The sequence below is a fragment of the Bowdeniella nasicola genome, assembly GCF_001907295.1.
GTDB lineage: Bacteria > Actinomycetota > Actinomycetes > Actinomycetales > Actinomycetaceae > Bowdeniella > Bowdeniella nasicola.
Genome location: NZ_MQVR01000084.1, coordinates 1 through 10,732 on the forward strand (window position 1 = coordinate 1; position 10,732 = coordinate 10,732).

13 protein-coding genes are annotated in these 10,732 nt (G+C 66.5%); 3 read left to right on the plus strand and 10 right to left on the minus strand.

Going from position 1 to position 10,732, the window contains the following annotated elements; translation table 11 throughout:
• Window positions 1–35: 35 nt before the first annotated feature.
• The 3 genes from BSZ39_RS15130 to BSZ39_RS11070 form a co-directional block, all read right to left on the minus strand.
• Window positions 36–233 (minus strand): transposase, encoded by a 198-nt coding sequence (locus BSZ39_RS15130; protein WP_222842943.1) that lies wholly within the window; start codon window positions 231–233, stop codon window positions 36–38.
• On the minus strand, window positions 226–435 hold the full coding sequence (locus tag BSZ39_RS15135) for a transposase (protein ID WP_222842944.1): 210 nt from the start codon (window positions 433–435) through the stop codon (window positions 226–228). The genes BSZ39_RS15130 and BSZ39_RS15135 overlap by 8 nt, the downstream gene beginning before the upstream one ends.
• Before the next feature lie 82 nt (window positions 436–517).
• Complete coding sequence (locus BSZ39_RS11070) at window positions 518–940, minus strand: (deoxy)nucleoside triphosphate pyrophosphohydrolase (RefSeq protein ID WP_073717399.1); 423 nt, start codon at window positions 938–940, stop codon at window positions 518–520.
• An 85-nt stretch (window positions 941–1,025) separates the two neighbouring features.
• Between BSZ39_RS11070 and BSZ39_RS11075 the strand changes: the two genes are divergently transcribed.
• On the plus strand, window positions 1,026–2,831 hold the full coding sequence (locus BSZ39_RS11075; protein ID WP_073717391.1) for an ABC transporter ATP-binding protein: 1,806 nt from the start codon (window positions 1,026–1,028) through the stop codon (window positions 2,829–2,831).
• Window positions 2,831–4,393, plus strand: coding sequence for an aspartate:alanine exchanger family transporter (locus BSZ39_RS11080; protein ID WP_073717392.1), 1,563 nt, complete (start codon window positions 2,831–2,833; stop codon window positions 4,391–4,393). The genes BSZ39_RS11075 and BSZ39_RS11080 overlap by 1 nt, the downstream gene beginning before the upstream one ends.
• Here the strand turns inward: BSZ39_RS11080 and BSZ39_RS11085 are convergent.
• A complete protein-coding gene (locus BSZ39_RS11085; protein ID WP_073717393.1) occupies window positions 4,390–5,109 on the minus strand; it encodes a YqeB family protein in 720 nt (239 codons plus the stop codon). The two genes, BSZ39_RS11080 and BSZ39_RS11085, sit on opposite strands and share 4 nt — an antisense overlap.
• A gap of 239 nt (window positions 5,110–5,348) precedes the next feature.
• Between BSZ39_RS11085 and BSZ39_RS14850 the strand changes: the two genes are divergently transcribed.
• Complete coding sequence (locus BSZ39_RS14850) at window positions 5,349–6,512, plus strand: thermonuclease family protein (protein ID WP_083603303.1); 1,164 nt, start codon at window positions 5,349–5,351, stop codon at window positions 6,510–6,512.
• A 348-nt stretch (window positions 6,513–6,860) separates the two neighbouring features.
• On the opposite strand, the gene BSZ39_RS11095 is transcribed toward BSZ39_RS14850, so the two are convergent.
• From BSZ39_RS11095 to BSZ39_RS11115, 6 genes are all read right to left on the minus strand, one after another.
• Complete coding sequence (locus BSZ39_RS11095) at window positions 6,861–7,454, minus strand: MBL fold metallo-hydrolase (protein WP_158025186.1); 594 nt, start codon at window positions 7,452–7,454, stop codon at window positions 6,861–6,863.
• 8 nt (window positions 7,455–7,462) lie between these two features.
• On the minus strand, window positions 7,463–8,002 hold the full coding sequence (locus BSZ39_RS11100; RefSeq protein ID WP_073717396.1) for a Rossmann-fold NAD(P)-binding domain-containing protein: 540 nt from the start codon (window positions 8,000–8,002) through the stop codon (window positions 7,463–7,465).
• Entirely contained in the window at window positions 7,986–8,153 is a 168-nt protein-coding gene (locus BSZ39_RS13970; RefSeq protein WP_158025187.1) for a hypothetical protein, read from the minus strand. Before BSZ39_RS13970 ends, BSZ39_RS11100 begins: the two co-directional genes overlap by 17 nt.
• Before the next feature lie 9 nt (window positions 8,154–8,162).
• A complete protein-coding gene (locus BSZ39_RS11105) occupies window positions 8,163–9,377 on the minus strand; it encodes a glycine C-acetyltransferase (RefSeq protein WP_073717397.1) in 1,215 nt (404 codons plus the stop codon).
• Window position 9,378: 1 nt separating this feature from the next.
• Entirely contained in the window at window positions 9,379–10,437 is a 1,059-nt protein-coding gene (tdh, locus tag BSZ39_RS11110; protein ID WP_073717398.1) for an L-threonine 3-dehydrogenase, read from the minus strand.
• A gap of 87 nt (window positions 10,438–10,524) precedes the next feature.
• Window positions 10,525–10,732: integrase core domain-containing protein (locus tag BSZ39_RS11115; protein ID WP_143180507.1), on the minus strand; the 208-nt coding region annotated here is incomplete at its 5' end.

Below are 10,732 nucleotides of genomic sequence, written 5' to 3' on the forward strand. Positions count from 1 at the left end.
CCTCACTGTACTTCGATGGCATGCTCATCATCCTTTCAGTATCGATCTTCAGATCGAGACAGTCTTGGACTCAAGCAAACCGACAGCAGACCCCGGATCAGTCGCGGCATGAACGTCCCAGCCCGATCCCTGGGCACATCAACGGTGAACCCGCAGACCTCCGACACGATCGTCTTCAGCGTCGTCCCGTTGCGCGAGTTCGGACGTTTTTCCGGCGCGGCCCCCCTACTCATAGCCCAGATGATCGGTGAGCTCAGCGCCAAGCCCACGCTTGAGGGTTGTCTTCAACAGGGCCGGCAACAACCCATCAGAGCCGGTCATCGACACCTGCCCGGCATCGATCTTGGCAAACACTTCGTCCAACGCTCCGCTGGCCTGGAGCTGAGCAACGAGCTCATCACCCGACGCCAGCGAGGCACTCTTTTCTTCAGTCATAAACATCAGTGTGACGCGTCCTTTCAAAACGCCTTACACAGATCATCAGACACGCCCGGATGGCTATTTCCTGGTGCGGCGCTTACGAAGCGTGGTAGCTCGCCACAACCGCGTCGAGGATCGGCCGATCGACCTCGATCCAGTCCAGCTCGGCGGCCCGCGTTAACTCGACCCACCGCACGTCGGTATGATCCTGGAGCGCATCAGGCTCGGCCGAGGCATCGGCCAACTGCGCCCGCCAGACGAGCATGTCCATGTCGGCGAGGATCGGCCACGCCCCCTGCGCACCGGGCCCCGCCACGAGCTCACCCAGCTCGACGTCGATCCCGAGCTCCTCAGCTAGCTCCCGCACCGCCGCCGCGCACGGCTCCTCACCAGGCTGAACCTTGCCGCCGGGAAACTCCCACAGACCGGCGAGCGCAGGCGGCGCCGAGCGCTGCGCACACAGCAATTCCACCCGCCCCGCGCGCTGCCGAAGGACCGCCGCCGCTGCCACTAACGTCATGCGCCCCAGTGTGTCGTGACCAATGTCTACCCCGCAAATCCGCCGCCGCGGGAACGAAACCGGCGCGTAGGCGTTGAATAGAGGTATGCGCCCCCTCGCAAAAATCATCTCCTTCACCCGCGAGCTCATGCCGTACTATGTCGCGATCGTGCTCGCCGCGGTGACGACCGCCCTGCTGTCCCTCGCCACCCCCTTCATCATCGGCCGCGCGACGGATGTCGTCGTCGACGCTGTCAAAGGCATCGTCCCCGGTGCGGTCTCCTCCGTGCTCTGGCTCGCCGCGGCCTTCCTCGCCGTCGAACTCGCGTCGACGATCATCTCGTCCGCCGGTGGCTATGCGGGCGACATCATGGCCGCACGCATGCGCGAGATCCTGTCGAACCGCTATTTCGCCAAACTCCTCGACCTTCCCCAGCGCTATTTCGATAACGAGCTCACCGGCCGCATCGTCTCGCGCCTGAACCGCTCCATCACCGAGGTCACGGGCTTCGCAAACGCGTTTTCGAACAACTTTTTCACGATGCTCATCCAGACGGTCGCGATCCTCGCGATCGCCGCATTCTACGCCTGGCCGCTCGCCCTGCTGCTCGCCATCGTCTTCCCGATCTACCTGTGGCTCACGGCGCTGACCTCCCGGCGCTGGCAGCGCATCGAGGGCGCGAAGAATAAGGAGATCGACGCGGCTGGCGGCCGCTTCACCGAGGTCATCGCGCAGATCAAGGTCGTCAAATCCTTCGTCCAGGAGCGACGCGAACTCGCGATCTTCCGCCGCCATTTCGACACGACGGTGGGCCTGACGAAGCAGCAGTCGCGCTATTGGCACACGATGGACGCCCTGCGTCGCGGCGTCATGGCGCTGGTCTTTTTCGGCATTTTCGCGATCATCTTTGTCTACACCGTGCGCGGGCGCTTCAGCGTCGGCGACATGGTCCTGCTCATCCAACTCGTGACCATGGCCCGCGCCCCCGTCACGTCGATGTCCTATATCGTCGACACCGCCCAGCACGCCATCGCCGGCTCGAAGGACTACTTCCGCGTGATGGAACTCGATCTCGCCGACGACGTGGCGCTGCGCGGCGACGCGCCAAAGCCACGCGAGCTCGAGCCCGTCCCCGGCAAACCCGCGCTGCAGTTCTTTAATGTGCGCTTCGGCTACGACGACGATGCCGATGTCCTCTCCGGTATCTCGTTCCGCGTCGACTACGGCGAGAAGGTCGCATTCGTGGGGGAGAGCGGCGGCGGCAAGACGACGCTCATCAACCTGCTACTCGGCCTCTATCCGGTGCGTGCCGGCCGCATCGAGGTCATGGGCCACGACATCGCCGGCCTCACCTCAGCCGAGCTGCGGCGCCTCATTGGCGTCGTTTTCCAAGAGCCGCACCTGTTTTCTGGCACGATCGCGGAAAACATCGGATATGCGGATCCCGACGCGCCCCGCGAGGTCATCGAAGCGGCTGCGCGCCGCGCGAACGCCGATGCGTTCATCGCGAAGTTCGCGCGCGGCTACGACTCCCTCATCGGCGAGCGAGGCCTGAAACTCTCCGGCGGCCAAAAGCAACGCATCTCGGTGGCGCGCGCGATCGTGAAGGACCCGCGCATCCTCGTCCTCGACGAGGCGACGAGTGCGCTCGATACGCGCAGCGAGCGGCTCGTGCAGGCGGGCCTTTCCGCGCTCATGGCCGACCGCACCTCGCTCATCATCGCGCACCGGCTCTCGACGATCTCCACCGTCGACCGCATCATCACGCTGCGTGGCGGGCGGATCGGCGAGATCGGCTCCCCGGCCGACCTCGCCGCATCCGGCGGCATCTACGCCGAACTCCTCGCCCTGCAAAACGAAGGCACAAAGGCCGCCAAAAAACGCCTGCGCGGCTACGGAATCGAGCACTAATGTCACTGCTTGCGGCCTCGCCGCTTCTCGCCCTCTTCGTCGTCGTCGCCCTCGGCTCCCTTATCGGGCAGATCCCCTTCGGGCCGCTGAAATTCGGTGCCGCCGGCGCGCTGTTCGTCGGCCTCGCGATCGGGGCGGCCGTCCCCGGCCTCGGCGCCGAACTCGGACTCGTCCAGGGCCTTGGCCTCGCCCTGTTCGTCTACCTCGTCGGCCTCGCCGCCGGCCAGCCGTTCTTTACCGAATTCCGACGCACCGCACCGCTCATCGGCGTCGCCGTTGTGATCCTCGCGCTCGCGGCCGCCGCGGCGCTCGTCGCCGGCCCGCTGCTCGGCGTCGCCACCCCGGTCGGTGCGGGCATCTACACCGGGGCCCTGACCGCGACGCCCGCCCTCGCGGCCGCAAACGCCGCGGCCGGCAGCAACGAGCCCGCGATCGGATATGCCATCGGCTATCCCATCGGCGTCATCGTCGCCCTCATCGTCATCTCTATCGTCGTGACGCGCACCTGGCCCGCAACCCGCGACACCGACCCCGCCCACGAGATCGCGGCCGTCTCCGCGCGCGTTGCCGCGCCGATCGCGATCCGCGATGTCCCCGGCTTCGCCACGCAGGAACTGCGCATGAGCTACCTGCGACGCGACGGCCTGACGCGCGTCATCTCGCCCGGCGAGCCGCTCCACAGCGGCGACGAAGTCCTCCTCGTCGGCCACCGTGACGTCGTCGCCCGCGCGATCGACGCGGTAGGCGAGCGCCTGCCCGAGCATCTCGCCGATAACCGCACGCAGGTCGACTTCCGCTACTTCGTCCTGTCCAACCACGATCTCGCGGGCCGCACCGTCGCAGAACTCAACCTGCCCGCCCGCTTCGGCGGCGTCATGACGCGTGTGAAGCGCGGCGACCAGGAACTGCTGGCCGCCGACGATCTCGAACTCGAGCTATCCGACCGCGTCCTCGTCGTCGTCCCGCGCGACGCGATCGCCGACGTCGCCCGCTTCTTCGGCGATTCGGAGACAGGCGTCTCGACGTTCTCGGCCCTGTCCGTCGGCATCGGCATGGCTGCCGGCCTGTTGCTCGGCTTCGCGCAGATCTCGCTCGGGGGCGCGCACTTTTCCCTCGGCACCGCCGCCGGCCCGCTCGTCGTCGGCATGCTGCTCGGCTATATCGGTCGCACCGGCCCCATCGTCTGGCAGATCCCCCCGGCCGCGAACCTCACCTTGCGTCAGCTCGGCCTGCTCATTTTCCTTGCGGCCGTCGGCATCACCGCGGGCCCCAGTTTCGCGCAGTTCGCGTTCACCGGCCAGGGCTTGCGCGCGGGCGCGCTCGCGGCTCTCATCGTCATCGTGACGACGCTCCTCACGTTCGCGGCGGGCCGCATCCTTGGCCTATCACCGGCCCGCACTGCCGGCGCCATCGCCGGCATCATCGGCCAACCGGCCCTGTACGCATATGCCGCATCCCGGCTCGATGACGATCGCATCGAAGCCGGGTATGCGGCACTGTTTGCTGTCGGAATCCTGCTAAAGATTGTCCTCGTGACAGCGCTTATTGCGCTGGCGAGCTAGGCGATGAAGGCGAATTCGGGAAACCGATCGCGGGCGGTCCCCAGGCGCCACTGCTGACGCAGCGGGCGCAACCCGCGGCGGTGAATGTCGCGGACCATGACGCCGTGGCTGGCCAGACGCCGACGCAGCAGCTCGGCATCGCCATGCGCGCCGTTGCGGATCGCGCAGGCCCGCGCGGCCAGCAGCTTCTGGGCGTCTTCGGCAAGCCCGCGGTGGTCCTCTTCGGCACGGAACTCATTGTCATAAGGATCGCGCGTGAGGATCGACGAGTAGTCGGCATCGATGAGGGCGTCGATGAGCTCCTGGGAGTTCACGTCGTTGCGGACGCGCGACAGCTCGATGCCGTCCTCGCCCAGGATGACGATGTCCTCGTCGATGACGACGGACTGCACCATGGTCGCCGGAACCGAGACGCGGGCGTTATCCCAGCTGACCTCGATGTCGCGTTCCGTTACGGTGATGCGCAGCGATTCGCCGAGCGTCGTCGCCGCGAAGATCGCGCCCGCGGTCGCGCCGAAGCCCGCCATGATGAGCAGCATGAGGGGTTCGCCGACGTATTCGCCGCGGCCGAACATGCCGTTGACGGCGAGCCAGGGGCTGGAAATCGCGAGTTCGAATAGGAAGCCGGCTATCAGACCGAGCAGGCCGCCAACAATGGGACCGACGAGACAGAGCAGAGCGCAATGTCCGAATGTTGGTCGAATCGTGCGTTTCATGACAGGTTCCCTTCTAGTGATACCTTCATCGTTCCAAGATCGGCACCAAAGCGGATCGCGCGGTCGCATGATTATGCGGGTTTCGCCTTCCTTCTCAAGGTGGAGCGCGCCCCTTACGGCCTCCACCACAGGTGAGGGGAACCCCGAACTCAATGTCGAATGCGTAACGTTCGTAAGGATTTGACGTCAGGCGTGATTATGCTAAGGCGCGGGGGGATTGCGCGATAGGTGCGAGGTCTATGGAGTCGGTTGGTTTCCGCAGTGCAGGATTCATCGCCACAGGGGCGATGGTCCTTGGTGCGCTTACTCTTCAATTCACCGCGAGCCCCGTCGTCGCCGAAGTGATCGACGGCGAATCCTTCATCGTCACCGAGGGGTTCCGCAGCTACGAGGTGCGCCTCCTGAACGTCGACACCCCCGATCTCGTCGGCAGCCACGACGTCCCGCAGTGCCTCGGTCGCGAAGCCGCCGACTACCTCTCCTCGCTGCTGCCCGCCGGCACCCCCGTAACGCTCGTGAAAGACGGGGCGACGAAAGACCGGTTCGGGCGCGTCCTCGCCGGGGTTTATCGCGACGGCACCCTCGTGAATGCCGAGGTGACCCGCGCCGGCTTCGGCGTCCCGATTGTCAACGAGTCGAATTACCGATTCTTCTCCGACGTCGCCTCCACGGCCAGCCAGGCGCAGGCCAACCAGGTCGGCCTGTTCGACCCCGAGGTCGACTGCACACTCACGGCCAAGGTGCGGGCAAACGGGATCCCGGAGGAACTCCTTCATTCTGATCCCGCCACGCTGGATGCCACCGCGATCGAGCAGTACACCGCCAAGGTCCGCCAGCTCATGACCGTGTGGGACTCCTTCGACCAGGCGCGCGGGAACGATAACGAGGTCCTGCACTCCGCATGGACGCGCGATTACCTCCACCAGCTGAAGCAGCGCTACTGGGACGAAACGGTCGCGCCTGCGCGCAAGCAGCTCAACATTATTGCCGCCGCGGTACCCGGTGTCGAACTGCCGCCCGATCTGTGCGAAGACGATCAGGACAAGGCGCCGACCCCGCCGCCTACGGATCGCGGCCGGCCCAAGGGCCGCGCGATGAAACCGGGCCTGGTTCCGTCTCCGAAGAAGCCCGCGCCGACAACACCGGCGCCATCCCCGACGCAGCCGGACACCCCATCTCCGACGCCGTCACCGGCGACACCTTCCCCGTCGCCGACAACGCCGACGCCGGAGCCCCCTCCGGCCCCGGAACCGAGCAAGCCGCATAAGCCGATCCCGAGCCCAACTCCGAGCCCAAACGAGCCCGATAAGTCGACTCCGGGCCCGGGCAAGCCGCAGCCCGGCAAACCAGATCGGCCGGGAACGGCGCAAGCGCCCGCGACCATTCCTGCGCGCGAGAGCTAAACCGACTAGCTGTGATGTCCAGGTAGGTTGTCCTGCTCGGTACTGGTGAGTCTGGATGACAGATGAAGGCCCCCGGTAGTGAAGTGGAGCTGTCTAATTCAATGCTTTCGAGAACCCGCCCGACTCAACCGACGGTTGGCGCATCCAGCTCATCGACGGCGTCGCCGCCGCAATTCCGCCGATCGGCGTCGACCCGCAGCGTCGCCCGCGCTATCACGCGCGTTTCCGTCAGAAGGTCCCGTCGCTAGCAGATCCGGCCGGACCGCGCCCGCGGGCAGCGAGTCCGCCCAGCGAGAATAATCTGCCCAGCTCGTCCCCGCCCGAGGCCAGCGAACAGCAGCGAGCCACCTAGCGCTCCGAGACGATCGCGACGAGCCGGTCATAGGAGTGCCGCTGGTCCGGATCGGCCAGCCGCGCATCGGCAGGCTCTCGCCCCGCCAACACCTCCGCGAGGTAATGCTGGTCTGCTGCGAGGCGCGCCGCAGCGTCCGTCCCGACCGCGCCATGCCCGGGAACGACGAGCGCAGCCTGTCGCACATACGGCTCGAGCGCATCGAGGCCCGCGAGGTAGAGGTCGACGCCCTCGAGGACCGCCGCGAGCGCACGCAGCTCGGCCGGGAAATCGGCCGCGAGCCGCCCGCGCAGGTAGTCGCGATGCTCGCTCGCATATGCCGCCGCCCGCCGTGACGCATAGCGCGGCGCGTCGCCGAAACCGGGATGCCACAGCACGTGGTCGTAGTGGGCGTGCGTCGCAAATCCGGCGCGCACGCGCAGGCCGCACTCGGCGAGCCACGCGGCGATCGCGGCAAGCTCATCGCCCTCCCACGCCGGGTCGATCAGCAGGCAGCTGTCATCATCGCCGACGATCACCGTCGCCGTCGTCTGATACAGCCGGCTCGTCGCGACCCAGATGCGCGGAGCGATTTCCATAAAACGCGACATGCGGACCATCAGTCGCGTAGCCACACCCGACGCTCGCGGTGCGCAAACTCGGCGAACGTGATCGGCTCGCGCTCGAGGACCTGGCGCACGTCGTCGGTAAGCCCGGCGGCCAGCCCGAGCCGCGCCGTCGTGTAGATCGCCGCGGTGACGCCGACCATCGGCCAGGGCATCGACCTGCGCGCATGCCGGATATAGCGCAGTAGCCCCGGCCTGGTATAGCGGATCTCGCGGCCGAGCTCGCCAGAAAGGATTGACGCGATCTCGTCGCGGTCGCGAATGTCAGCCGCATGCGTCGTCGACAGATTCTGATGGAAGAACGACGCGCGCACGAACGTGTGGGCCATGCCCGATTCGCGCAGGTAGGACTCGATCGTGGCATGGGGGACGACGCGGTTCTTCTCGGCCCCCTGCAGCGACAGGAAGACGACGTGCTCGAGCCCGGCCTTGCGCCCGAACTCGAGCGCCGGCAGCAGGTCGCGCTTGACGTTGCCGACGGCGGGCGGGCGCACGAGGAACATCGCGGAGACGCCGTCAAAGGCCCGGGCCACGTCGTTGGTCGGTGAAATCGAAAGCGACGGACTCTGCGCACGCACTCGCAGCCGAGCGCGAAGCAAGCCGCACGGGCTCGCCCGAGCGCTGCAGGGTTTCGGCGACGACGAATCCGACGTTGCCGCGCGGCCCCGTCACGAGGATCGTCACGGCCGCAGCCTAGTGTTCGTCGCCCACGGCGTCCCGGGCGTCGATGAACGCCTGCACGCACGCGCGCACGTCCGCCTCGCTGTGCCCGGCCGATAGCTGCACACGGATGCGCGCCTTGCCCTTGGGGACGACGGGATAGGAGAAAGCGATGACGTAGACGCCGCGCTCGAGCATGGCGTCCGCGATCTGCGTCGCGAGGCGCGCGCCGTCGGGGCCGGGGAACATCACCGCGGTGATCGGGTGGCTGCCAGGCAAGATCTCGAAGCCTGCGTCGGCCATGAGCGAGCGGAAGAGCTGGGTGTTGCGCTTCAGCTGGGCGCGCGCATCGTCGGCCGTGCGCGCGAGCTCAACGGCCCGCAGCGATCCCGCGACGACGGACGGCGCCACGGCATTGGAGAACAGGTAGGGACGGGCGCGCTGACGCAGCAGATCGACGACCTCGCGCTGGCCCGCGACGAAACCGCCCGACGCGCCGCCGAGTGCCTTGCCGAGCGTGCCGGTGATGATGTCGACGCGGTCCATGACGCCAAGCAGCTCGTGCGTACCGCGGCCATGCTCGCCGACGAACCCCGTCGCGTGGGAATCGTCGACGATGACGATGGCGCCGAACTCGTCGGCCAGGTCGCAGATCTCTTCAAGCGGCGCGTAATAGCCGTCCATCGAGAAGACGCCGTCGGTGACGATGCCGATCCGGCGGGCCCCGGCGTCCTTCGCCTCCTGCAGGCGCGCGCGCAGTTGGCCCATGTCGGCGTTGGCGTAGCGCAGCCGCTTTGCCTTGGTCAGGCGGATGCCGTCGATGAGGGAGGCGTGGTTCAGGGCGTCGGAGACGATCGCGTCCTCGGGCCCGAAGAACACCTCGAACAGGCCGCCGTTCGCGTCAAAGCACGACGAGAACAGAATTGCGTCGGACATCCCCAGGTAGTCGGCGATGGACTCCTCTAGCTTGCGGTGCTGCGTCTGCGTCCCGCAGATGAAACGCACCGAGGCCATGCCAAAGCCCCAGGTATCGAGCGCCTCGCGCGCCGCGGCAACGATCGACGGCTCATTGGCGAGCCCGAGGTAGTTATTCGCGCAGAAGTTCAGCGCATCGCCCCCGGGCGTCGCGATGTGGGCCGACTGCGCCGTTGTCAGTTCGCGCTCGCGCTTGGTGAGCCCGGCGTCGTCGATCTCGGCGAGCTCGGCGGCCACGTCGGCCACAAAAGTCTTGACGGCATCCCGCGTCATCTTAGTTCTCCCAATCCATAACGACCTTGCCGCACGTCCCCGACGCAGCGGCCTTAAATGCCTCTTCCCAGTCCTCGGCAGCGAAGCGATGCGTGATGACGCCGCGGATGGCCTCGCGGAACGTTGCGGAGGACTCCATACAGAATGTCATGTGGTACCACGTATCGAACATGTCGCGGCCGTAGACGCCCTTGATCGTGAACATGTGCGTGATGACCTTGCCCCAGTCGATCGGGTAGGGGTCCTTCGGCAGGCCGAGCAGCGCGATATGGGCGCCGTGCGTGCAATTGTTGAGGATGTCACTCATCGCCGACGGCACTCCGCTCATCTCCATCGCGACGTCGAAGCCCTCGCGCATACCTAGCTCCTTTTGGACGTCGCTCACGCTGCGTTCGGCCACGTTGACGGCGACGGTAGCTCCCGCCGTGCGGGCGAGGCCTAGGCGGTATTCGGACACATCGGTCACGACGACGTTGCGCGCCCCGGCATGCTGAGCGATCGCGGCGGCCATGCAGCCGATCGGGCCGGCGCCGGTGATGAGGACGTCCTCGCCGAGCATCGGTACCTGCTGGGCGGTGTGGAAGGCGTTGCCGAGCGGATCGAAAATCGCTCCCAGCTCGGGGTCGATCGCGTCGGGTTGCACCCAGACGTTCGAGGCGGGTACGACGACGTAGTCCGCGAAGGCGCCATCGCGGTTGACGCCGATCGAGTTGGTACGGATGCACATGTGACGACGCCCCGCACGGCAGTTGCGGCAGCGCCCACATACGACATGCCCCTCGACGGAGACGTGCATGCCGACGCGTAGCTCATCGCGGCCTTCTCCCTGCGCGACTCCGAGCCCGATTTCGACGATCTCGCCGTAGAACTCGTGCCCGATTGTCAGCGGCGGCTTCAGCATCGACGCCGCCCAGTCATCCCACTGCCAGATGTGCAGGTCGGTACCGCATAGGCCCGCCCGCAGGACGCGAATCTTGACCTCGCCAGGGCCGGTCTCCGGCTCCGGAACGTCGATCAGTTCGAGGCCCGGGGCCGCTTCCGCTTTAACCAGTGCGCGCATCGCTGCTCCTCGTTGACAGGGTGATTGCCGGTCCCTATCTTGCCACTACTTTGGTCCTCGTCACTGCCAGGCGAGGAAAGCCGCGGGCTAGGTGTATGAGGTCATGACGTTGTCTACACGTTTGTGGACTCGGCTGGCCGGTGGCTGATCTGCACAGGCGGTATGAGGCCGATGATAGTTGTAGTGATGGACCCACACCTCGATCGCTTTCCTGCGCGCCTGCTCGGACTCATACACGCGGGCATAGAGGCATTCCTCGGCAAGCAGTCGCTGGTAGCGTTCGACCTTCCCGTTA